At 47.2% G+C, this 22,708-nt stretch carries 20 protein-coding genes and 4 tRNA genes; 22 read left to right on the plus strand and 2 right to left on the minus strand.

Going from position 1 to position 22,708, the window contains the following annotated elements; genetic code table 11:
• Nucleotides 1-732 precede the first annotated feature (732 nt).
• From smc to ACFO8Q_RS20845, 21 genes are all read left to right on the plus strand, one after another.
• Complete coding sequence (gene smc, locus ACFO8Q_RS20745; protein WP_380028673.1) at nucleotides 733-4,308, plus strand: chromosome segregation protein SMC; 3,576 nt, start codon at nucleotides 733-735, stop codon at nucleotides 4,306-4,308.
• Nucleotides 4,309-4,328: 20 nt separating this feature from the next.
• On the plus strand, nucleotides 4,329-5,708 hold the full coding sequence (locus ACFO8Q_RS20750) for an MFS transporter (protein WP_380028675.1): 1,380 nt from the start codon (nucleotides 4,329-4,331) through the stop codon (nucleotides 5,706-5,708).
• Nucleotides 5,709-5,754: 46 nt separating this feature from the next.
• The gene (locus ACFO8Q_RS20755) at nucleotides 5,755-6,099 is read left to right on the plus strand and encodes a YqzG/YhdC family protein (RefSeq protein ID WP_380028677.1); all 345 of its coding nucleotides are present in this window, start codon (nucleotides 5,755-5,757) and stop codon (nucleotides 6,097-6,099) included.
• Nucleotides 6,100-6,111: 12 nt separating this feature from the next.
• Nucleotides 6,112-6,267: a hypothetical protein gene (locus ACFO8Q_RS20760; protein WP_380028679.1), complete on the plus strand. Its 156-nt coding sequence runs from the start codon at nucleotides 6,112-6,114 to the stop codon at nucleotides 6,265-6,267.
• Nucleotides 6,245-7,159 (plus strand): signal recognition particle-docking protein FtsY, encoded by a 915-nt coding sequence (ftsY, locus tag ACFO8Q_RS20765; RefSeq protein ID WP_380028680.1) that lies wholly within the window; start codon nucleotides 6,245-6,247, stop codon nucleotides 7,157-7,159. The genes ACFO8Q_RS20760 and ftsY overlap by 23 nt, the downstream gene beginning before the upstream one ends.
• A gap of 276 nt (nucleotides 7,160-7,435) precedes the next feature.
• A complete protein-coding gene (locus ACFO8Q_RS20770; protein WP_380028682.1) occupies nucleotides 7,436-7,816 on the plus strand; it encodes a putative DNA-binding protein in 381 nt (126 codons plus the stop codon).
• A 38-nt stretch (nucleotides 7,817-7,854) separates the two neighbouring features.
• Nucleotides 7,855-9,216, plus strand: a complete 1,362-nt coding sequence (gene ffh / locus ACFO8Q_RS20775; RefSeq protein WP_380028684.1) for a signal recognition particle protein — start codon at nucleotides 7,855-7,857, stop codon at nucleotides 9,214-9,216.
• Between the two features lie 92 nt (nucleotides 9,217-9,308).
• Nucleotides 9,309-9,572 (plus strand): 30S ribosomal protein S16, encoded by a 264-nt coding sequence (rpsP, locus tag ACFO8Q_RS20780; RefSeq protein WP_380028686.1) that lies wholly within the window; start codon nucleotides 9,309-9,311, stop codon nucleotides 9,570-9,572.
• A 28-nt stretch (nucleotides 9,573-9,600) separates the two neighbouring features.
• On the plus strand, nucleotides 9,601-9,828 hold the full coding sequence (locus ACFO8Q_RS20785) for a KH domain-containing protein (RefSeq protein ID WP_380028688.1): 228 nt from the start codon (nucleotides 9,601-9,603) through the stop codon (nucleotides 9,826-9,828).
• A 74-nt stretch (nucleotides 9,829-9,902) separates the two neighbouring features.
• On the plus strand, nucleotides 9,903-10,046 hold the full coding sequence (locus ACFO8Q_RS20790; RefSeq protein ID WP_380028708.1) for an Mpo1-like protein: 144 nt from the start codon (nucleotides 9,903-9,905) through the stop codon (nucleotides 10,044-10,046).
• A 121-nt stretch (nucleotides 10,047-10,167) separates the two neighbouring features.
• Nucleotides 10,168-10,686, plus strand: coding sequence for a ribosome maturation factor RimM (gene rimM, locus ACFO8Q_RS20795; protein ID WP_380028690.1), 519 nt, complete (start codon nucleotides 10,168-10,170; stop codon nucleotides 10,684-10,686).
• Nucleotides 10,686-11,444, plus strand: a complete 759-nt coding sequence (trmD, locus tag ACFO8Q_RS20800; protein ID WP_380028710.1) for a tRNA (guanosine(37)-N1)-methyltransferase TrmD — start codon at nucleotides 10,686-10,688, stop codon at nucleotides 11,442-11,444. Before rimM ends, trmD begins: the two co-directional genes overlap by 1 nt.
• A 178-nt stretch (nucleotides 11,445-11,622) precedes the next feature.
• Nucleotides 11,623-11,699: transfer RNA gene (locus tag ACFO8Q_RS20805), tRNA-Glu, on the plus strand.
• Nucleotides 11,700-11,703: 4 nt separating this feature from the next.
• Nucleotides 11,704-11,779: transfer RNA gene (locus ACFO8Q_RS20810), tRNA-Val, on the plus strand.
• Between the two features lie 131 nt (nucleotides 11,780-11,910).
• Nucleotides 11,911-11,986 (plus strand) — tRNA-Met (locus ACFO8Q_RS20815).
• A 3-nt stretch (nucleotides 11,987-11,989) separates the two neighbouring features.
• Nucleotides 11,990-12,065 (plus strand) — tRNA-Phe (locus tag ACFO8Q_RS20820).
• 209 nt (nucleotides 12,066-12,274) lie between these two features.
• Complete coding sequence (locus ACFO8Q_RS20825) at nucleotides 12,275-13,249, plus strand: LacI family DNA-binding transcriptional regulator (protein WP_380028693.1); 975 nt, start codon at nucleotides 12,275-12,277, stop codon at nucleotides 13,247-13,249.
• Between the two features lie 115 nt (nucleotides 13,250-13,364).
• On the plus strand, nucleotides 13,365-14,675 hold the full coding sequence (locus ACFO8Q_RS20830) for an ABC transporter substrate-binding protein (protein WP_380028695.1): 1,311 nt from the start codon (nucleotides 13,365-13,367) through the stop codon (nucleotides 14,673-14,675).
• Between the two features lie 80 nt (nucleotides 14,676-14,755).
• Entirely contained in the window at nucleotides 14,756-15,625 is an 870-nt protein-coding gene (locus ACFO8Q_RS20835) for a carbohydrate ABC transporter permease (RefSeq protein WP_380028697.1), read from the plus strand.
• Nucleotides 15,625-16,521: a carbohydrate ABC transporter permease gene (locus ACFO8Q_RS20840; protein ID WP_380028700.1), complete on the plus strand. Its 897-nt coding sequence runs from the start codon at nucleotides 15,625-15,627 to the stop codon at nucleotides 16,519-16,521. Before ACFO8Q_RS20835 ends, ACFO8Q_RS20840 begins: the two co-directional genes overlap by 1 nt.
• Nucleotides 16,522-16,594: 73 nt before the next feature.
• Nucleotides 16,595-18,058, plus strand: a complete 1,464-nt coding sequence (locus ACFO8Q_RS20845) for a glycoside hydrolase family 32 protein (RefSeq protein WP_380028712.1) — start codon at nucleotides 16,595-16,597, stop codon at nucleotides 18,056-18,058.
• Between the two features lie 257 nt (nucleotides 18,059-18,315).
• Here the strand turns inward: ACFO8Q_RS20845 and ACFO8Q_RS20850 are convergent, their stop codons facing one another.
• Nucleotides 18,316-18,825 (minus strand): transposase, encoded by a 510-nt coding sequence (locus ACFO8Q_RS20850; RefSeq protein WP_380028702.1) that lies wholly within the window; start codon nucleotides 18,823-18,825, stop codon nucleotides 18,316-18,318.
• Entirely contained in the window at nucleotides 18,826-19,719 is an 894-nt protein-coding gene (locus ACFO8Q_RS20855) for a hypothetical protein (protein ID WP_380028704.1), read from the minus strand.
• A 785-nt stretch (nucleotides 19,720-20,504) separates the two neighbouring features.
• On the opposite strand from ACFO8Q_RS20855, the gene fdhF reads away from it, so the two are divergent.
• Entirely contained in the window at nucleotides 20,505-22,685 is a 2,181-nt protein-coding gene (gene fdhF / locus ACFO8Q_RS20860; RefSeq protein WP_380028706.1) for a formate dehydrogenase subunit alpha, read from the plus strand.
• Nucleotides 22,686-22,708 lie beyond the last annotated feature (23 nt).

A 22,708-nucleotide genomic window follows, 5' to 3' on the forward strand; every position in this document is an offset into this window, starting at 1 on the left:
AAGTTCCTGTTTTCACAGGTGGGGGAAAATTAAATGAGCGAATGGCGGAATTTTCAGTTGACAAATACAAATTCCGAATGGTACTTGGCAAAAAGTAATGATCCGAACTATCAGACATTTAATAGTCCAGAAGATTTACTAGCAAATGCCACCGTCGAGGGGAACACGTTACAGGCAATATGGAATCAGGTCGAAATTGATGTAATCTATTAGGTCAACAAATATCTTTTTGAAAGATGCTTCACATTAACGAGGCTGTTTGAAGAAGTGATATCATCCTGGGACATGAATACACTACAATGGTCAAGAGTACGCTATAAGTCAAACTGAAGCCGGAGAATGGCTACTAGCAATAAAGGCAAATTACCAACTATTCAGTAGTCAAGAAGAATTACTCGCCAATGCTACAATTGAAGGGAAAAAACTAGAGGAGATTTGGGCGCAGGCAACGGTTACAGATGTTTTCTAAACAATAAAGTATGGTGAATAGCCTCACAAACCGTGAGGCTTTTTTAGTTTGTAACACCCACATGTGGCTTCTGAGTTACGAATGAGTCTGACTGTAGGAGATCGAATGTCATTGTGGGGGAATGCACTTGGTGGAAAATCGGTCCCAGGTTGATCGTCATCCGCAGATCGCGATACAATTCCTAGGTCTGCAGACTGTTCCTATTTCCTTTCAAATTGGATATGCTAGATGGTATACAAGTGGTATGACTGGAGGAGACTCTTTTGTATTTGAAACGTATGGAAATCGTGGGTTTCAAATCGTTTGCCGATCGGACGGAACTGGAGTTTGTTCCGGGGGTGACAGCGGTCGTGGGACCTAACGGCTCCGGAAAAAGCAATATTTCCGATTCCATCCGCTGGGTGCTTGGGGAACAAAGCGCCAAGAGCCTGCGCGGCTCGAAAATGGAAGACGTTATATTTGCGGGAAGCGACACACGCAAGGCCGTGAACTATTGTGAAGTGTCGCTGACCCTGGATAACAGCGATCATACTTTACCTCTGGAGTTTAACGAAGTTACGATTACCCGGCGGGTGTACCGTTCCGGTGAAGGGGAATACTTCATCAACAAACAGCCCTGCCGTTTAAAGGATATTATTGAACTGTTCATGGATACCGGTCTTGGAAAAGAAGCTTATTCGATCATCGGACAAGGCCGGATTGATGAGATTCTTTCCAATAAGGCGGAGGACCGCCGGGGAATTTTTGAAGAAGCGGCCGGAATCGTAAAATACAAGGCAAGAAAACGGGAAGCGGAAAAAAAACTCGATGAAACAGCCGCTAACCTGGTTCGTATCGGCGATATTATCGGTGAATTGGAAAATCAGATCGGACCGATGTTCGAGCAGGCGGAGATTGCCAGGAAGTATAATCATCTGCGGGAAGAGCTTCAGAAACTGGACATTGCTTTATATGTGCACGATATCGAAGATCTCAATCAGCGTTGGCAGCAAGAGAAAGAGCACGGAGCTAAACTGCAGGACGAACATTCTGCCCAAGCAGCAACGGTTTCCGGTATGGAGTCCCAGTATCAGCAGTTTCGTTGGCAAGCGGAACAGCTGGATAAGATGATGGAGACCAGCAACAAGAAGCATGTGGAAGTGGTTGCAGAGTATGAGAAGGCGGAAGGACGCCGGGAAGTTCTGCAGGAACGCCACAAGAACCTGCTTGCTGGCCGGGATGACCTGCAAACGGATATCGACAAGCTGCTTGAGGAACGTCAGGATAAAGAACAACAACTCACAGAAGAGAAGGAAAAATTCGGCAGACTCACAGCCGATCGTGAAGAAATCAAACGCCAACTTGAAGAGAAAATGTCGTCCGCGAGCGGTTTTCTTGACCGTTCCCAGTTGGAAGCGGAGGTAGAACGTCTCAAAGGTGATTTGATTGAAAAACTGAATGAAACGGCCGGTAAGCGCAATGAACAGAAAAATATTGAGACAAATAAAAGAGGCTTAGCCCGAAGAATCGAAAAGATGAGGGAAGACGAAACCGACCTGAATGGTCGGGTTCACTCATTGGACGAATCGGTCGCTTCAGGCCAATCCACTCTCAACGGCCTGCGGAAACAAGAGCAAACGATGCAAAGAAGATTGGATGAACTTCGGCAGTCGGCATCGGGACGGCAGCAGGAGAAAGAGCGGCTTGCCGCCACCTTGCGCCAGTTGCAGACGGAAAAGGCTTCTTTTCAATCCCGTTACGAGCTGCTCCGTGACATGCAGCAGGAGTATGGCGGCTTCTCGCAGGGAGTCCGTTCGATTCTGCAGGCTGGCGGAAAAGGGCGCGTGCACGGGATTTGTGGCGCCGTTGCGGAATTAATTCATGTGCCCGCCCAATATGAAGTGGCGGTCGAAACTGCACTCGGCGGTGCTTTGCAAAACGTTATTGTGGAAACGGAAAAAGCGGGTCGCGATGCAATCCTGTTCCTCAAATCGACCGGAGGCGGCCGGGCAACTTTTATGCCGCTTGACGTCATAAGGGGACGAATGCTCGGCAAGAGTGAAAAGAGTGCAGTGGAGGGCCATGCGGGGTATGTCGGGATCGGGGCCGAAGTGGTCCGTTTTGAAGAAAAATATCGCCCGATTGCCGAGTATCTGTTGGGAAACGTGATCATTGCGAAGACAATTGCCGATGCAAATGCTTTGGCTCGTCTGCTGCAATATCGTGTTCGTATCGTGACTCTGGATGGAGATATCGTAAACCCCGGGGGAACGATGGCAGGCGGAAGCCAACAGAAAAAGGGGACAAGTCTTCTCGGAAGACAACGCGAAGTCGAAGAACTGGAGAAAAAGATTCAGGCCCTGGTTACCAACCTGACAGACATTCAACATCAGTTGGACACGTTTGAGTCGACCGCAAGACAAGCGGATCAAGAGCAAATCGAAGTTGCGAATCGTTTGGAGGAACAACGAAGCCGGATTCATTCGGTCGAATCCCAGATCCGCGAGCTTGGTGTACAAAGGCAGGCTGTTCAGGAGCGCTTACAGCTGGTTACGCTGGAAAAGGAGCAATATGAAAAGGAACTCTCCGAGTGGAACCGGAAGGATGAAATCATCCAGGCGGAACTGGCGGAGTTGGATGTACAGGTGAAAGAAATGTCTGCCGCGGTGGAAGGGATGCAAACCAAGCTGAAAGAGCAGCAAAGCGTCCAGGAAGACATTTCGGAAGAAGTAACGGACTTTAAAGTCCGACTGGCAGCGATCGATCAGGAGATTGCCTCGACAAAGTCAAACGTCACTCGACTTGAGAAGGAACAGGCTGTTATTATCACCGAATTGGAAGCCAAACAAAACGAGCTTGAGACTGCAGATGAAAGAATCGAACAAACGCAGAAGGAATTGGAAGAAGCTGTGTCAAAGCAGGCTCTGCTCGAACAGCGTCGGTCGGAAGCCCAGACCGCTTTGGACGAAGAACTGGCCCGCAAGCAGGAACTGCAGAAGAAGATCGCGGATGAGGAGCATAAGGTTCGGGAAGCCCGTCTTGTCCTCAAAAATCTGGAAACCCAGCTGCATCAAATTGAGGTGAAGGTCAACCGGCTGGATGTGGAATTGAACAACTCCCTCATGAAGCTTGCGGAAGATTATTACATCTCGTTTGAATTGGCAAAAGAACGGTATCCGGTACCGGAAGACGTGCCGGGAGCAAAAAAGCTGGTTGCCGATTTGCGCAAACAGATCGATGCTCTGGGCAATGTCAATCTTGGAGCAATCGATGAATATACCCGAATGCAGGAGCGTCTTGGTTTCTTGACTGAGCAGCGGAATGATCTGACGGAAGCCCGGGATAAACTGAATGAAGTGATTGCCGAGATTGATCAGGAAATGACCAAACGGTTTCTTGAGACGTTTGAGGCCATTCGCGGTCAGTTCCATCTCGTATTCAGCCGGTTGTTCGGCGGCGGGCGTGCGGACCTGATTTTAGTCGATCCGGAGAACGCCTTAACGACAGGGATTGATATTATGGCTCAACCACCGGGTAAAAAGCTGCAGAATCTCGGACTCCTGTCCGGGGGAGAGCGGGCTTTAACCGCTATGGCGCTTCTGTTCTCGATTTTACACGTGAAGCCCGTTCCTTTCTGCGTGCTGGACGAGGTGGAGGCCGCATTGGACGAAGCCAATGTCAGCCGATTTGCAGAATATATGCGTGAATTTTCTTCGCAGACTCAGTTTATTTGTATCACCCACCGGAAAGGAACGATGGAAAACGCAGACGTTCTTTACGGTGTAACTATGCAGGAATCAGGTATCTCGAAGCTTGTCTCAGTAAAGCTGGTCGAGCAGGAAGAAGTTCAAACGGCCTAAAAGAGAGAGGATTTGATAGTGTGGAGCAGGCGTCGAATGCAAAACGAATTGTCCCGTGGATTTTTTACATCATTTTCTTCGGTGTTTTAAACGAGACGGTTTTTAACGTGTCGACCCCGAATATTGCGGCTCAATTTAACCTGCTTCCTGCCGGAGTAAGCTGGGTAATCACAATTTTCATCATTTTTTTCGGAATGGGTTCCGTGATCTACGGGAAGCTTTCTGACATTTACAGTATCAAGAAGCTGATTGTAGTGGGGATTTTGATCTATAATATCGGATCCATTCTTGGCTTTGTCTTTCAATCTTCATATCCGTTGGTCATTGTATGCCGAGCGATCCAGGGGGCAGGCGCTTCAGCGATTCCTGCGCTGGTAATGGTTGTTGTGGCCCGGTATTTTTCACCTGAAGAAAGAGGGAAATTATTCGGAATTCTTACTTCGACCGTTTCGTTCAGCATAGGGATAGGGCCTGTTCTTGGAGGGTTCATTGCAGAGACTTTTCATTGGTCGTATCTTTTTTTAATCCCATTGTTTACTCTGGTTGCGATTCCCTCTTTCAGAAAATGGCTTCCGGAGCAAGAAGCCGGCCAAGGAAAGCTGGATGTACTGGGGACCTTTTTGCTCGGTATCGGGATTTCATCCCTGGTTTTATACTTAACAGAAGCTGATCTGCCTTATTTATTGATTAGCGTGGTTCTCATAGTGTGGTTTGTCATTCATATCCGGCGTTCCCCCCACCCGTTTGTGGACCCGGATCTTTTTGCCAATCGATTGTACAGTAATGGGTTGGTTATTGGGTTTATTATTTTTTCTACGGTGTTTGGAATTCTGTTTATTATTCCGTTGATGCTCAATAAGGTCTATCATTTAGACCCCGATGCGATTGGCCTCGTGATGTTTCCGGGAGCTATAAGCGGTGTTATCTTTGGAACTGTGGGCGGGAATTTAACTGCCAAAAAGGGCAGCCACTTTGTCGTTTACATTGGATTGGCTCTGATCATATCCAGTATGCTGTGTTTTTCCACTCTGATCGGATTTCCGATATGGCTCATTGGGGCGTGTCTTTTGCTGATGTATATCGGATTTTCGTTTATGCAGACTGCTCTGGCGGAGAGTATTACCAGTATTATGCCTGTAGAGCGCATGGGAGTGGGGATGGGGTTTTATAACCTGACTGCTTTTATTTCCGGTGCTGTTGGAACGGCACTTATCGCAAGGTTAATGAATCTGTCGGCGCTAAACGTTCGAATAAATCCTTTTGTTGCCGATCCATTGGGCCATGTGTACAGCAATTTGTTTATCCTTTTTGGTTTCATTCTTTTGGTTGGCGGATGCTTGTATTTTTGGAGCTTTGGAAGAGCCGGCAGGTATCAGCGCGGAGATCAGCCGGTTGGATAAAGACATCTTGGTAAGACTAAGGAAAACACAAGAGGAGGAGACTCATGTGAAACGTTCCTTAGTCTGGACAATTTTGGTAACGGTTCTGGTGTGCTTCCCGTTCCCGATATCGGTGCAAAATTCAAGTTACGCGGCAACCCAAGCCCAACCACCCTACGCCAAATGGGGACGCTTGGCGATGGCGGAGACAATGAAAAAATACCCCGGCGCATCGATTGTTGATTATCTCCATGTGGGGAGATCCAAGAAGTCGCCCACCACGTCCGAGGAAACTTTCAAACTCTGGCTGCGTAAAGGAACACGTGAATGGGGTGTATATGTGAGGATATTGTTTGAGACTTCCACGGAACGGTTGATTTCGATTACGTTTGAGGAGACAACGCGTTCATAAGAAAGGATGTTGATGCAGTATCCCCAAATCTGCCCTGTTCTTCTGCTCCAAATCGGATATAATGAAGTTGATAAGATGCTGACCACAGCGGATCTGAGCCAATCGGGTCCGCTTCAAATTGCAATCGATAAGGCAGGGATTCGGAATGGGATTTTTCAGCAAGTTTAAAGAGGGATTGGCAAAAACACGCGACTCGTTTCTGGACAAAGTAGGAGCGGTCTTCACCCGTCGAAAGATTGACGAAGAATTCTACGAAGAGTTGGAAGAACAATTGATTATGGCCGATGTCGGTGTCAACACCGCAATGTCCTTACTGGAACAACTTCGCGCGGAAGTGAAGAAACGCAAGATTGAGAATGCGGAAGAGTTGAAGCCGATTTTGCAGGAAAAATTGGTCGAATTGATGGGCACCGAAACGTCTGCTCTGAATATGAACCCTGCCGGTATGACAGTGATTATGATTGTTGGGGTGAACGGCGTAGGGAAAACCACGACGATCGGGAAGCTGGCTCACAAGCTGAAGAACGAAGGGAAGAAAGTGATTCTGGCAGCGGGGGATACGTTCCGGGCCGGAGCAATCGAACAGCTTGAAGTTTGGGGGCAGCGTGTGGGTGCAGATGTAATTAAGCATCAGGCGGGGTCTGACCCGGCGGCCGTGGTGTATGACGGGGTTCAAGCCGCCAAGTCAAGGAAAGCGGATGTACTGATCGTCGATACGGCCGGACGACTGCACAACAAGACGAACTTGATGGATGAGTTAAATAAAGTGTATCGGGTGTTAAAACGGGAAATTCCGGACGCTCCGCATGAAGTCCTGCTGGTCCTTGACGCAACGACCGGTCAGAACGCTTTGCAGCAAGCCAAAATCTTCGGGGAAGCGACCGGCGTAACGGGGCTGGTGTTAACGAAGCTTGACGGGACGGCAAAGGGCGGAATCGTGATTGCGATTCGGGATCAAATGGAGATTCCTGTAAAGTTCGTCGGGCTTGGCGAAAAAATGGACGATCTGCAGGAGTTTGATCCGCAGCAGTTTGTGGCAGCAATATTTGAGTCCCAATAAAATCGACCACGAAAGTGACGAAAAGCGTTGCAGCATAATCCGAGTCCTTTCGTGGGGACCCAAAAGACATCCGAAGTACCAAGTCGTGCTTTGAGAATGGGGACCCGAAAATCTTCAGCTTAAGTCTCGCCATGTTACGGGGACCCCGATAAGTACTATGGGGGACCAGAAACGCAAGATCTTCGAGAACGTATGCTTGACATGCTTTTTGGAATCCGGTATTATGTGTTTTGTGCTGTAAAGGTTTCCATCTTGACAGGCGGAAGGCGTGGTACCATGCTTGAAAAAACAACACGCATGAACCTGTTGTACGATTTCTACGGAGTATTGCTGACCGAAAAGCAGCGTACTTTTATGGAACTGTATTATTATGATGATCTCTCGCTCGCGGAAATCGCCGAGCAGTACAATGTCTCCAGACAGGCGGTGCACGACAATATCCGCCGCTCAGAGACCCAGTTGGAAGAATATGAGGAGAAGCTTCGGCTTCTTGAACGATATGAACATCGAACCCGATTGTGTAAGGAATTGATGGAGAAGATCTCAAGTCTCCCCTTGGAAGAGCCGGACAAGATTGAATGGATCAGGCTCGTCCAACAGATCTCCCGGGACGGGGAAAGTGAACCCGGAGGGGAGAGCCTGACCGCCGGGATATAGAACGATAGTAACCATAGGCAAGAGAGAGGAGGTTGTCCATGGCGATCTTTGAAGGGCTGTCCACAAGGCTGCAGGAGACGTTCCAGCGGCTGCGCGGAAAAGGCAAACTTACGGAAGATGACGTTAAAGAAGCCATGCGGGAAGTGCGCTTGGCGCTTTTGGAGGCGGACGTTAACTTTAAAGTCGTGAAGGAGTTTGTTGAAAAGGTTCGCGAGCGTGCTGTGGGTCAGGAAGTCTTGCAAAGCTTGACCCCCGGCCAGCAAGTCATCAAGATTGTAAACGATGAATTGACCGAACTGATGGGGGGCACCCAGAGCCGCATCGCACTGGCAAGCAAACCTCCCACGGTCATTATGATGGTCGGTCTGCAAGGTGCGGGTAAGACAACCACCACAGGTAAACTTGCAAACCTTCTGAAGAAGCAAAACCGCTACCCTTTGCTCGCGGCGTGTGATATTTATCGCCCGGCTGCAATTAAACAGCTGCAGGTGCTTGGCGAGCAGGTGAAAACTCAGGTTTTCTCCATGGGAGATCAAGTCAGCCCTGTTGATATTGCGAAAAATGCGGTTGAGCATGCCAAAATGCATGGTTTCGATTATGTATTGATCGACACCGCGGGTCGTCTCCACATTGATGAGGCCCTGATGGATGAACTGAAGAAGATTAAAGAAGCTGTGAACCCTGACGAGATTCTGCTTGTAGTAGACGCCATGACCGGCCAAGACGCGGTGAATGTGGCGGAAAACTTCCATCAGCAGCTTGGCATCACCGGGACAATCCTTACCAAGCTGGACGGGGATACCCGGGGCGGTGCGGCACTGTCGATTCGGTCGGTTACCGGTACACCGGTTAAGTTTGCCGGGATGGGCGAGAAGCTTGACGCGCTTGAACCTTTCCACCCTGACCGGATGGCATCTCGCATCTTGGGAATGGGGGATGTATTGAGTCTGATCGAAAAAGCACAGGCAAACGTCGATCAGGAAAAGGCTCAGGAAGTGGGCAAGAAGCTGATGAGCGGTGAATTCACTCTGGAAGATTTCCTGGATCAAATGCAGCAAATTAAGAAAATGGGTCCTTTGCAGGACTTGCTGCGCATGATTCCGGGGCTTGGCAATGATAAGGCGCTCCAGAATGTGAACATTGACGACAAACAAATTGCTCGGGTCGAGGCGATTATTTGCTCGATGACTCCGAAGGAGCGTCAGGATCCCAAGGTCATGAATGCCAGCCGTCGCCGTCGGATTGCGACGGGGAGCGGAACTTCCGTGCAAGAAGTGAACCGTTTGTTAAATCAGTTTGCAGACATGCAAAAAATGATGAAACAGCTTCCCGGCTTAGCCAAGAAAATGGGCAAGAAGAAAGGGAAAAAAGGGTTTGGCGGATTCAAGTTCCCATTTTAAAAGCAATTCATTTATCGGTTATTCTTCATTCCCTTTTTGGGCATGAATTGATATAATACTAAAGTTGACTTTGACTAGGAGGTGAATTTACAATGGCAGTAAAAATTCGTCTGAAGCGCATGGGTGCTAAAAAAGCTCCTTTTTACCGTGTGGTTGTAGCTGATTCCCGTTCTCCGCGTGACGGTCGTTTCATCGAGGAGATTGGTACTTATAATCCTGTAACTCAACCGGCTCAGATTCAAATCGACGAAGAAAAAGCGATCAAGTGGTTGCAAACCGGTGCACAACCGTCTGACACTGTTCGTAACTTGTTCAGCAAGACAGGCATCTTAAAGAAAGTTCACGAGATGAAGTAAGTCCATTCCATTCCTGGAGGGCTGACCAATGAAAAACTTGGTTGAACTCATCGCGAAAGCACTCGTGGATCACCCCGAGGAAGTTCGGGTCACAGAGACCGTAAAGGATCATTCTGTGGTCTATCAATTGAACGTTGCTCCGGGTGATGCCGGAAAGATTATTGGAAAACAAGGACGAATTGCGAAGGCGATTCGGACAGTGGTGGCTGCGGCTGCTTTACAGGAAGACAAGCGGGTGACCGTGGATATTATGTAAAAAGGGTCGGAAATCTTCTGGGTTCCCGGCCCTGATTCTTGCTCCATCAAGTGAAGCCCAACCGTTCCAGCGTAATGGGGACGCGAAGAGTATTAATACAAGTCATTATTTTGCCTTTTTTGTTCGCTTTCATTGCATGGATCTTGTGTTTCTTGATCTCTATACTTTCGTGGGTCGGACATTTCTGTTTTGAGAAAAATCGACCGGCTTCCTTATAAAGGGCCATTTTTGGGATTTCCGCCGGATTTCTCTGGTTTTTCTTAACGACTTTTGAAATGGTGACCGGAAAGAAGCTGCTGCCAAAATGAATACACTGAGGTATCTAAGGATGTGAATCATGTGAAGGAACGGCTAATACGGGTTGGTTCTCTCGTAAATACTCAGGGAATACGGGGCGAGGTGCGTGTGATCAGCCATACCGATTTTCCTGAAAAGCGGTTTGTGAAAGGAGCGAAGCTGATCCTGGTTCACCCGAACTTTCCCGAGCTCGAATTGACAGTCGAATCGACCCGCCAACACAAGAACTTTTATTTATTGAAGTTTGTTGGACATCCTTCGATCAATGATGTGGAAAAATACAAAGGCGGAGTATTGAAGATCCGCGAATCGGATCTGACTCCGTTACCGGAAGGCAGCCATTACATTCATCAATTGGTCGGGTGTCGGGTCGTTACAGTTGAAGGAGAGGAACTTGGGGAATTGGTGGAGGTCCTGCAGCCGGGAGCGAATGATGTGTACGTGGTGAAGCCTCCAAAAGGAAAAGAGATTCTGCTGCCGGCGATCCCTGATTGCATTAAAGAAGTAGATGTGGACAACAAATTGATTCGCGTTCATCTTATGGAAGGTTTGATCGATTGATGAAGATCGATATCGTGACTTTATTTCCGGAGATGTTTACCGGAGTACTCTCGGAAAGCATTGTTGGAAGAGCTCGTGCGGCGGGTGCCGTTGAAATTGGAGTTACCGATTTTCGAAAGTTCTCAACAAACAAACATAACACTGTTGATGATACACCCTACGGCGGTGGGGGCGGCATGGTTTTAAAGCCGGATCCGATTTTTGATGCGGTCGAATCATTATTTGACCCTTCGCAGGCGAAACCTCGGATTATTCTTACATGTCCGCAAGGCGTTCCGTATACGCAGGAATTGGTTTTGGATCTGGCAAAGGAACAGCATTTGATCCTGATATGCGGACATTATGAAGGGTACGATGATAGAATCAGACAGCATTTAATCACCGATGAGATTTCGATCGGTGATTATGTACTAACCGGGGGAGAGATTCCTGCCATGGCAATCGTCGATTCGGTTGTTCGTTTACTGCCTGGAGTTTTGGGCAATGACACATCGGCGGAACTGGATTCTTTCCGAAACGGATTGTTGGAGTACCCGCATTATACCCGTCCTTATGAATACCGGGGATGGAAGGTTCCGGACGTTTTACTTTCCGGTCACCATGAAAAAATCGAGCAGTGGCGTCGGCGGGAGTCCCTGCGGCGCACCTATCTGCGTCGTCCGGATCTGCTCGAAAAGGCCGAATTGACGGAGCAAGATCGGCAATGGCTAAAGGAAATAGCTTACGAAGAGCAGGGGTCTTCTCCGCGGACATCATGAGCTGTATCCCTAGACTGTCCTTGGAGAAGACCCCAATCTAGAGTATGCTGGAGGTTCCAGTTTGGTTCGTCGATACTTCACCGCTGGGAGAATCGCTTCCAGAAAAAACATTTGAAATTCCGTCGAAAGCTTGGTATATTTAATAGCGTGCTTCTTGTCCCGAGAAAAAAATAGTTTTGGCGCGTTGGAGAAGCGGCTTAACTCACCGCCCTTTCAAGGCGGCATTCACGGGTTCGAATCCCGTACGCGTCACCATATTGGAGGCTTAGCTCAGCTGGGAGAGCATCTGCCTTACAAGCAGAGGGTCGGCGGTTCGATCCCGTCAGCCTCCACCATTTTGGACAAAGGAAGGCCGACTAAATTCGGCGAGGTCCATGTCGGTCGACGAAAACGCCTCGTCCTGAGGCATCGTCGACACTAGGTCATCCGTGACCGTCGCAACGTCGGCACGATAACGTCCTGTTATCGCGGGGTGGAGCAGTTGGCAGCTCGTCGGGCTCATAACCCGAAGGTCGCAGGTTCAAGTCCTGTCCCCGCAACCATACGGCTCGGTAGCTCAGTCGGTAGAGCAGAGGACTGAAAATCCTCGTGTCGGCGGTTCGATTCCGTCCCGAGCCACCACAAAGACAAGTAAAGAAGTACGAAAAGCGCTGTAGTCGCCTTGCTCGTTCGGGTTTTTCGTTTTGTCGGTGCACCTTATGGGTGCACATTTTTATTTGTTGACCTTGTATATCATCCGCAAAATTTTTTAATAGACAACAACCTGTGCTATACTATATGGATATAATGGTGAAATGGATTGTGCAGCATATTTTAATTAGGAGGAGAATATGCCGACTATCAAGGATGTTGCTCAAAAGGCGGGAGTAACGGTAACCACCGTTTCCCGGGTTTTAAACAATCGGGGATATATCAGTGAAGCCACCAGACAAAAAGTGTATCAAGCGATGGAAGAATTGCACTATCAGCCGAATGAAATCGCCCGTTCCCTTCATCGGAGAAAGTCCAATATTATTGGGGTGATCATTCCCACGGTGGCCCATCCTTTCTTTGGGGAGCTTACCAATTTCATAGAATTTTATGCATATCAGCAAGGGTACAAGATCATGGTTTGCAATTCTCATTTAAATCGGGACAAAGAAAAAGAATACATTGACATGTTGAAAAGAAATCAAGTTGATGGGATCATCATGGGAAGTCACACCTTGGATGTCGAAGAGTATCACAATTTGCGCTATCCCATAGTTACCTTCGACCGAAAAATAGGGGATTTTCCCTATATTGCATCCAATAATTATCAGGGGGGGACATTGGCGACCAATCTTTTAATCAGCAAGGGTTGTAAAAAAATCGCTCATATTTGCGGTAATTTAACGCTTGACTTATTGGCAAACCAAAGAAGTGAAGCCTTCCAGGAGATCACGAATCAGCATGGAATTGAGTCCGTTACTGTTCAAACGAACATGGACGTTTTCGATGACGATCAATACGAGAGTATTTTAAATCAATTATTTAGTGAACATGGCGATATTGATGGGGTATTTGCGACAAGTGACATCATTGCCGCCTATGCGCTAAAAGTCTGCCGTTTATTCAAAAAAGAAGTTCCTCATGACATTAAAATTGTAGGTTACGATGATGTAAAGCTGGCTTCCATTTTTGTACCGCAGCTGACCACCATTCGACAACCGTTGGAGGATATGGCGGCATTGGCGGTGGAAGTAATCGTGAAACAGATTAACGGGGAAAATACTTCATTGGAGAATGTGTTTCCTGTAAAACTCATGGAACGGCAAACCACGTGAGTGGTTTTTTTAAAAAACTATATGTCAATCGGTTGACATATGTTAATCGATTGACATATACTTGTATTGAATTTTCATTCTTTTTTAAAGTGAACAATAAAAGGGGGAAACAAACTTGAAGAAATTGAGAGTTCTATCGACGGCAGTCTTGTCCCTTGCGTTTCTGTTATCGGGATGTGGACCATCTTCCCAACAAGGTCAGAGTTCCGCAACAAACGAGAATGGGCCGGTCAAAATCACTTTATTGAATACAAAAGGTGAAATCGAAGCCCAAATGGAAGCGGTTGCAAAAGTTTTTAACCAGCAAAACCCTGGAATTAACTTGCAAGTCATTCCTGCTGCGGCGGGACAGTCTCCTTTTGAGAAGGTATCCGCAATGTATGCTTCTGGCAACGCGCCAACCATTTCCATGGTGGATCCTAGCGACGTCAAGAAATTTAAGGATAAGGCTCTGGATCTTTCCGGAGAAAAATGGGTCAAGGATGCGGTTGATGGAAGTCTGGATGCAGCCAAAGATGATGGGAAAATTCTCGGTTTTCCGTTTGCGGTGGAAGGATATGGGCTTATCTATAACAAACAAGTCTTGGATAAGGCTGTTGGAGGAAATTTTGATCCTTCTTCCATCAAAACAAGAAGTGACTTGGAAGCATTACTCAAGAAAATTCAAGCAACGGGAGTTGCCTCAAATCTTCAATCACCAATGGATTGGTCATTGGCCGCACACTTCCTGCCGATTGCTTATTCCGCACAATCGAAAAACCCTCAGGATATTGATAAGTTCTTGGAAGGTTTGAAAGGCGGAAAAGAGGATCTGTCTAAAAACCAAGTGTTTAGTGGATTAATGGATACGTTTGATTTATTGAAGGAAAACAATATCAGCAAAAAAGATCCGTTGTCAGGCACTTATGAACAAGGTCCTGAAATGGTGGGAAAAGGAAAAGTCGGACTTTGGTTTATGGGGAACTGGGCATGGCCTCAAATCAAGGGATTTGATACTGCGAGCGGAAACTACGGATTTTTGCCGGTTCCAGTGAGCAATAATGCGAACGACTATGGAAACTCACAAATTCCTGCAGGTGTGACCAAACGTCTGATTGTGGATAAGCAGCAGAGTTCTCTCGAACAGCAAGCCGCTGCGAAGAAATTCTTGGAATGGCTGGTTTATAACAATAGCGGTCAGGATTTCCTGGTAAACCAAGCAAATATTATTCCTGCATTTAAAAATATTACGCTGCAGCCTCAGGATCCATTGGCTAAATCCATCGTGCAATACATGAACAAGAAAGCAACGATGCAAGCCATGACGACTCTGCCACCGGATCACTGGTCTCAATTGGGAGCTTCGATGCAAAAATATCTTTCCGGCAAAATCGATAAAGCCGGGTTGATCAATGAAATCCAAGCATACTGGAAGAACGTGAAATAACCTCGTCTCCGGGATGGGTAAAATAACGGATAGTCTCTATCCGTTATTTTACATCCAGGGGATGAAAGAAGGAGGAAGTTATGAAGGAAAACGGATGGAAATTACAGCTGATTTTTTCAGGACCGACGTTATTCATCTTTTTTACCGTCCTTATCGTACCGTTTCTATATGGAATTTATCTCACGTTTACGAACTGGGACGGGGTGTCCGCGACCCATTCGTTTGTCGGCTGGAAAAATTATATGTCGGTCTTTCAAGACTCGAATTTTTGGACCTCTATGTTTCTCACAGTCAAGTATGTGGTTTTAACGGTTGTTTTGATTAATGTGGTCGCTTTTTTTCTCGCTTATGCATTGACAAGCGGAGTCAAAGGGCAAAGTTTTTTTCGGGCCGGCTTTTTTATCCCCAACTTGATCGGAGGAATTATTTTAGGCTTTTTATGGCAGTTCATTTTTTCCAATGTGTTGGTCTATATCGGTCAACATTTTCCGGTTGGCATATTCTCCACTTCCTGGCTGGCAGACCCTGACAAAGCGTTTTGGACCTTGGTGATTGTGACCGTTTGGCAATATTCCGGTTATATGATGGTCATTTATATCGCAGGGCTCATGAACATTCCCAAAGATTTATTGGAAGCAGCCAGTATCGATGGAGCAAACGGATTTGTCCGCTTAATCAAAATTGTCCTTCCCCTTCTGCTTCCTTCGATTATCGTTTGCGTATTTCTGTCTTTGCAAAGAGGTTTTATGGTCTATGATTTGAATCTTTCCCTGACCCATGGCGGACCTTATAAAAGCACCCAATTGGTTTCCATGTATGTGTATCAGAAAGCCTTCCTGTCTCAACAATACGGCACGGGGCAATCGGAAGCTTTTATCTTATTCCTTGTCGTTGCGGCAGTAACCTTGTTCCAAGTCTATTTCAGCAAGAAACAGGAGGTTGAAGCCTAATGAATTCAGACAAAGGACCCATCGTGCTTGGGCGGATGTCCTGGGAGAGTGCGAAAAGAAGAAGCGTAAGGATTCTGGACAAAAGTCCCTTTCGTCCCGTGAGATTTATTGTTCTATGTATTGTGTTCTGCTTATATGTCTTTCCGTTTCTGCTGGTGCTGCTGAACTCTTTTAAAGAAAAAACAGCTGTGATCTCGAATCCCGTTGCGCTCCCTCAACAATGGAGTCTGTCCAATTATTTGGATGCGATGGAGAAAATGGATTTTCTGCACAGCTTTTTTAACTCGCTGATCATCACCGTGTTGAGCGTGGGTTTGATCACCATTTTATCCGCCATGACGGCTTACATCTTCGTAAGAAGAAAAAGCAAATGGAACAAGTTTTTCTTTTTTCTCATGGTTGCTGCGATGATTATTCCGTTTCAAGCGATCATGATTCCTTTGGTTAAAATCTATGGATCAGTTGGCTTATTAAACAGTAAATGGGCTTTAATCTATATGTATATCGGATTTGGGTCGTCTTTGGCCGTCTTTATCTATCACGGGCTGATTAAAAGCATACCGGTTGAGCTGGAAGAAGCCGCAATGATTGACGGATGTACAAGGATACAAATATTTTTCAAAATTGTTTGGCCGTTGTTGAAACCAACGACGATGACAATAGTGATTTTAAATGTTTTATGGATCTGGAATGACTTTTTGCTGCCTTCTTTGGTCCTGATTTCTCCCGAGCAAAGAACGCTTCCCTTATCGACATTTTACTTCTTCGGCACCTATTCCGTAGATTACGGGCTCTTAATGGCAGGATTGGTAGTAACCATTATTCCTGTCATGATCGTTTACTTCTTTACTCAAAAACATATTATCGCCGGTGTCATGCAGGGATCTATTAAGTAAATATTTACCAGAGAGGATGCAAAAAACATTGACACGTCATTTGGATTATGTTAGAGAAGCGGAACAACGAGTTATGGACTCAGCGAATCATTTGCCCGACGATATTCATAGATTAGCCTACCACATTATGGCCCCGGCAAATTGGATCAATGATCCAAACGGATTGGTCCAATATAAAGGGGAATATCATGTATTCTACCAGCATCATCCGGATAGTCCGAAATGGGGGCCGATGCACTGGGGGCATGTAAAAAGCAAGGATCTCGTTCATTGGGAACGGCTCTCAATCGCTTTAGCTCCCAGCGAAGCCTATGATCGGGACGGTTGTTTTTCAGGAAGTGCGGTCGTGGATGACCATGGGGTTCTGACTCTCATTTACACCGGTAATATATGGATGAAAGAAGATCAAAGCGAATTAAAGCAATATCAGTGTGCTGCCACCAGCACAGATGGCGTAACATTCGTAAAAGATCCGGCAAATCCTGTCATTGCCGAGCCACCTTTTGACTGCTGCGGGCATATTCGGGATCCGAAGGTTTGGAAGCATGAAGATCAGTGGTATATGATTCTCGGCACCAGAGAAGGGAATCATGGCAAAGTGGTTCTCTACCGATCGAAAGATCTTCGCAGTTGGAATTATATAGGCATTGCAGCTGAGAGTGACGGAACACTGGGATATATGTGGGAATGTCCGGATCTATTCCGATTGAACGGAAAAGATGTTCTGGTTTTTTCACCCCAAGGGATTGAACCGCAGGGAGATAAATACAACAATCTTCACCAGACAGGATATTTGGTAGGAAATTTAGACTATCAAACCGGAAAATTTCAGCATGGCGGATTCGAAGAGTTGGATAAAGGGTTTGACTTCTACGCAGCCCAAACCTTTCATGATGAGCAGGGGCGGCGAATTCTGATCGCATGGATGGATATGTGGGAATCTTATATGCCTACCCAAACCAAGGGATGGGGTGGTGCCCTGACAATCCCCCGTTTGCTTGAGTTGACTCCGGAAAATAAGCTGCTGATGAAACCCGTTCCGGAGTTGGAATTGCTGCGCAAAGAGCATGATCATGCCCAGTCGATTGAAGTTACTCCGCTTCAATCTGATTATCTCAGTCATATTAAAGGAGATTGCCTGGAGATTGTTGCCGAATTTTCGTTAGCTGCTTGTGATGCTTCGGAGTTTGGCATTAAAGTTCGCTGTTCCGAGGATTATACGGAAGAAACTGTAATTCGTTTTGATGTGAACGATTCGGCAGTTATTTTTGACCGGACCCGTTCGGGGATAGGTGAAGAAGGCATTCGTCGGGCATTCCTCGACGTATCCGGCAAGAAATCCATTAAATTCCATTTGTTTGTGGACCGCTCTTCCGTGGAATTGTTTGTCAATGATGGCGAGTTGGCCATGACGGGCAGAATCTATCCGAATTCATCGAGTAATAAGGTTGATATTTTTGCCGAGGGCGGATGTGTTCAAGTTCTTTCTTGGAACTCGTGGAAATTAAAAGATATATGGATAGAGGCTCGGAAATGATCTGAGTTGAATTGGAAATTTATTGTATTTCGGGCGTCTTTAGCTGGAAAATTGGTTGTTTACACACTGATAGGATCTTCATTCTCTAAAAGTGACCATGCCAAACGTAGCTCAATGGTTTTTTCAAAAGAACTACGTTTGGCAATCGTTAGTTTCGTTGCTTACGCCCAGAAGAGAAGGGATTTCAGTTCGATTTCACTCTCTTCGTACCAAGCGTCCATGTGTTGGCACATCATGATTCCGTAGATCCGGATGGTTCACATTTTGGTACTACGATGCTTGGCGGCTTCAAGCATATAATCAATCTTTTCTCGCTTGTTGGACCGTTCGACTGTCGTTCTGCGTTTGTAGGTCTCTTTCCACTCATCGCTGTTGCGGGCGATGGGTGGAAACAAGCGGGGATTGTCCTTCGTGCAGGTGTACACACATCGGCCGTAGGCAGAATCCGAGCAAGGCGTATCGCATGTTACCACACCGTTTTTGACGAGTGGACAGCGATACTTACGGCGTCCTCGGGCGTGGTCGTATCCATTGTCTTTCATCGCCAGACCTTTCTTGCAAATGGGGATGCCGGCGGGAGAAAGAGTGAAATCATCTTTATACTTGGTGTTGCCGCTGTTTCGTGGATTGAGATCAATCAACGGGGTAATCTGCTTGGATTGTACGTAGCGGTAAATGGGAAGTGCATCATGGGCGGAATCCAGCAAGATCGTATCCCAGCAAGATCGTATCCCATGTGAATTCGGGGTACTGGCGGACGAACTCATCTACGCTGAAGAGCAGGGAAACCGAGTCGTATCGGGAACCGCGCTGAAGACGGGGATACAAGGGCAGATCATGAAAGCTGTCAGCAGCCGTGAGCATGTACAAATGATAGCCGTTGAAGTACCGTTCCCGTGCACACTGTCCCACCCGGTATCACAGTCAGGCTGTGAGTAAAGCCGTGGGCAATTGCAGGAGTAAATTCCCAGCTTTCTACAGGAACACAAGGGTTTACTTCTTGGATAGGCGGACGTTTGTACAGGAGTACCGTCCCCTGCCGCACGAAGAGCGTGAATATCGCCAAGAAGGCCCATTTGGGCGGAGAGAAGCATAAATTGTTCTTTAAACAACGACTGGAGATGGTCAAGCGGCAGCTTTTGTTGACGGGGCGGGTATTTCAGGAGACGTTTGACGAATCGGTCGATTTTTCCGGGCGTTGTGGTGGGTGCTTTTTCCCCCTTTTTCCCTCTCCTCGGTTTTCTTCTTTTGGGTTTCTTTTTGTTGGTGACATGAGACGTTTCAAGAGCCCAAAGACGGGTGAAGAAGTCGTAAAAGGAACGGACACCTGGTGTTTGGCCGGGCTCAAAGTCGCTGAGGATCGCATAAAGCGGAATTCGCCGGAGATCGTCGACCCATTTGGTCACAGAAGGTTGCTTGACGGACAGCATAAGCAGGTAGGAGCGGAGCAAGTTGGCGGGATCTTTGGCTTTGCTTCCCCGATGGGAGTATTGGCTTTGTAAAAGCTGTGCTGTACGGGACAAATCGGTCAGCCAGAATTTCTTGATGACACACCAGTCGCTCGGCACAAGACGAAGGATGCTGGTACCGGAATAATGAGTCTGCAGTTGCTCCAGGACAAAGTCCTGATATTCGGAATGAGAACGAATTTCTTCAAACACGGGAAACCCTCTTTCACCGAAGATAGGGCGGTTAGAAAGCCCTTCTCGGCGATTGTTGAGGTGTTTTCGAAAAGTCAAGTCTTTTTTGTGATTTTCGATAAACTTTTTCGTTGGTAATTTCCAGTTGGAGTCCATCAGTTGTATAACAACTTTATCAAATTGATGGAGGGAAACAGAAAAGCCCTCATGGTACAAAACCTTGAGGTTTCAATACTCGGCTATTGCCGAGAGTCTATATGGGAGTAGGGAGGGGAAGCAATCCCGGCCATGCCTGTCCTGGACGAGGTTTTGGGTTTCTTGGATGAAACCTGCTATACGAGTGGAAAAGCATGAGGTGCTGAATTTTGCCCTAATAACTGGCGTAATTTGAAAGATCAGGAAGAGAGAAGCAATATGGATTGCTTCTCTCTTCTTGTTTAGAAGCCAAAGGTGAATCTGAATTTCACATGGAAATCAAACTAATTTTTGACTAAAACGCTTTAATGTTAGAAAACCTCACATACATATCTTGCGCAATCTACCATTTCTGCATATAATGTCGGTAAGTGTTATAAAACCTGACATACTAAAACGGGATCATTTTGACAAAGGGGTCAGAATGACGTGGCGACGAAGCCCGACAAAACCTTCGAATTGAACTGGCGATAGGAGGATCATGATCAGTCCTGCGGTTCAGTCAGTGCGAAGGTTCTTGTGAGGGCTTATTTTTGAAGTCATTTTTTGCAGGGGATGAAGTCTGTACTCGGGCAGGCGACTACTGTCAACCATGGAGGAGGTCCGCATCAATGCATAGGTTACTTCAAACCTTTCAAGGCAAAGTGGATCAGGAACTTAAAGAACTCGGAGTCGCCAGTCATTGTTGTTACTGCAGCATGCAGTGTGCGATCGAATTGCGGGTGGAGCCGGTTCAGTTGAGAGTTACGGGAGTGCAAACGGTAAAGGACTTTCCGGTCGCTTCCGGCAGGGCGTGTCCCAAAGGAATCACCGCACACGAACATGCCCGTCATTGGGAACGTCTTACGATGCCTCTGATTCGTAAAAACGGCCAATTGACCATGGCAACTTGGGATGAGGCGCTCACTGCGATAACGGATCGCTTTCGAGCGATTCAACGGAATCATGGAAGAGATTCTGTCGCAGTCTATGGCGGGGGTTCGCTTACGAACGAAAAAGCTTACCTGCTGGGAAAATTTGCCCGGGTTGCTTTGCGTACGAGGAATATCGATTACAATGGGCGCTACTGCATGTCATCAGCGGCTGCCGCTATGAATAAGGTCTTTGGTCTGGATCGGGGAATGACAGTCCCGCTTCATGATATTCCGTTAGCAAAGTTCATTCTGGTCGTTGGAGCCAATATCGCGGACTGTCAACCCACGATGATGCCGTACTTTCGACAGGCACAGAAAAACGGAGCCAAAATTGTGGTCGTCGACCCGAGGGAGACAGGTATGGCCAAGGTAGCCGACTTGTATATCCCGATCAAGCCGGGTACCGATTTGGCGCTGATGAACGGAATTCTCCACGTAATGATCGAAGAAAATTTGATTGATGAAGATTTTATCAAGGATCGAACGATCGGATTTGATGAAGTCAAAAATACGGTTCGTGATTATCCTCCGGAAAAGGTATCCCGCATCACGGGTATCTCTATGGAAAGTATTGTAAAGATCGCTCGCTGGTATAGCGAGGCGGAGACAGCGATTGTCTACACAGCACGGGGAATTGAGCAGCAGGCGCGAGGTGTCGATAACGTACTCAGTTGTCTCAATCTTGTTCTTGCTTCCGGAAAAATTGGGAAGCCGGGTTGCGGATATGGTGCGGTTACCGGTCAAGGTAACGGTCAGGGCGGACGTGAACATGGTCAGAAAGCGGACCAACTGCCCGGTTACCGTTCCATCGAAGATCCGGAACATCGGAAATATATTGCATCTGTTTGGGGAGTTGACGAGATTGAACTCCCGGGGAAAGGAAAATCTGCCTACGAGTTGTTCGAAGCGATGGCAGATGGGGAAATCAAGGGGCTGTTCGTCCTTGCATCTAACCCTGTAACCTCAAGCCCCAACAGTAATCTGGTGAGAAAAGCGGTTGCCGGACTGGATACGCTGGTTGTTGTCGACCTCTTTCTATCGGAGACGGCGAAAATGGCGGACATTGTTCTCCCGGGCTCTGCATGGACGGAAGATGAGGGAACCATGACCAATTTGGAAGGCCGGGTGATTCTCCGGCGGGCGGCTCAACGTCCTCCGGGACAGGCGCGGCTCGATTGGCAAATTTTATGTGATTTGGCGGACCGGCTTGGGAAAAAACAGTATTTCTCATACGTAACTCCGGAGGATATTTTTGAAGAATTGAGATTGGCCAGTGCAGGCGGAAAAGCGGACTATTCGGGCATCAGCTATGCCAAGATTGAACAACAAAAAGGGGTCTTCTGGCCGTGTCCCAGTGATGAACACCCAGGTACGGAGAGAGTGTTCACCGATCGATTCGCTCACCCGCACGGAAAAGCAGTTTTTCACCCTGTTGAGTTCAAAGAAGCACGGGAACTGCCGAGTCAAGAATATCCGTATTACCTGACCACCGGACGGCTGATGATACATTACCTCACTGGGGTACAGACACGCAGAACGGTGGCATTGAATGGGAAGTGCCCGGATCCCTATGTGGAGATGCATCCGGTTACCGCTGCTGCGAACCGCATTGAAGATGGGGATTGGGTGGAACTGACCACCCGCCGGGGAAAAGCGAAATATCAGGTGAAAATCACGTCGTCTATACGACCGGACACCTTGTTTGTACCGATGCACTGGGAGCATGAGCAATCCGTCAATCTATTGACCATTCCAGAACTGGATCCTGTTTCCAGAATGCCGGAGTTTAAGATATGTGCTGTCTCACTTAGAAAATTAAAATCAGAACAAGAAGGAGAGAGGGAACATGAACAAGAGAAAGTTGGTCTTGGTCGGTAACGGAATGGCTGGCGTGCGCTGTG

The organism is Effusibacillus consociatus, assembly GCF_042652925.1.
Lineage (GTDB): Bacteria > Bacillota > Bacilli > Tumebacillales > Effusibacillaceae > Effusibacillus > Effusibacillus consociatus.

Excerpts from the sequence above, each read along its gene's own strand:
- ACFO8Q_RS20760 (WP_380028679.1), top strand. The coding sequence starts at position 6,112 with ATGCAGTATCCCCAAATCTGCCCTGTTCTTCTGCTCCAAATCGGATAT.
- ftsY (WP_380028680.1), top strand. The coding sequence starts at position 6,245 with ATGGGATTTTTCAGCAAGTTTAAAGAGGGATTGGCAAAAACACGCGAC.
- ACFO8Q_RS20770 (WP_380028682.1), top strand. The coding sequence starts at position 7,436 with ATGCTTGAAAAAACAACACGCATGAACCTGTTGTACGATTTCTACGGA.
- ffh (WP_380028684.1), top strand. The coding sequence starts at position 7,855 with ATGGCGATCTTTGAAGGGCTGTCCACAAGGCTGCAGGAGACGTTCCAG.
- rpsP (WP_380028686.1), top strand. The coding sequence starts at position 9,309 with ATGGCAGTAAAAATTCGTCTGAAGCGCATGGGTGCTAAAAAAGCTCCT.
- ACFO8Q_RS20785 (WP_380028688.1), top strand. The coding sequence starts at position 9,601 with ATGAAAAACTTGGTTGAACTCATCGCGAAAGCACTCGTGGATCACCCC.
- ACFO8Q_RS20790 (WP_380028708.1), top strand. The coding sequence starts at position 9,903 with ATGGGGACGCGAAGAGTATTAATACAAGTCATTATTTTGCCTTTTTTG.
- trmD (WP_380028710.1), top strand. The coding sequence starts at position 10,686 with ATGAAGATCGATATCGTGACTTTATTTCCGGAGATGTTTACCGGAGTA.
- ACFO8Q_RS20825 (WP_380028693.1), top strand. The coding sequence starts at position 12,275 with ATGCCGACTATCAAGGATGTTGCTCAAAAGGCGGGAGTAACGGTAACC.
- ACFO8Q_RS20835 (WP_380028697.1), top strand. The coding sequence starts at position 14,756 with ATGAAGGAAAACGGATGGAAATTACAGCTGATTTTTTCAGGACCGACG.
- ACFO8Q_RS20840 (WP_380028700.1), top strand. The coding sequence starts at position 15,625 with ATGAATTCAGACAAAGGACCCATCGTGCTTGGGCGGATGTCCTGGGAG.
- ACFO8Q_RS20845 (WP_380028712.1), top strand. The coding sequence starts at position 16,595 with ATGGACTCAGCGAATCATTTGCCCGACGATATTCATAGATTAGCCTAC.
- ACFO8Q_RS20850 (WP_380028702.1), bottom strand. The coding sequence starts at position 18,825 with ATGAGTTCGTCCGCCAGTACCCCGAATTCACATGGGATACGATCTTGC.
- fdhF (WP_380028706.1), top strand. The coding sequence starts at position 20,505 with ATGCATAGGTTACTTCAAACCTTTCAAGGCAAAGTGGATCAGGAACTT.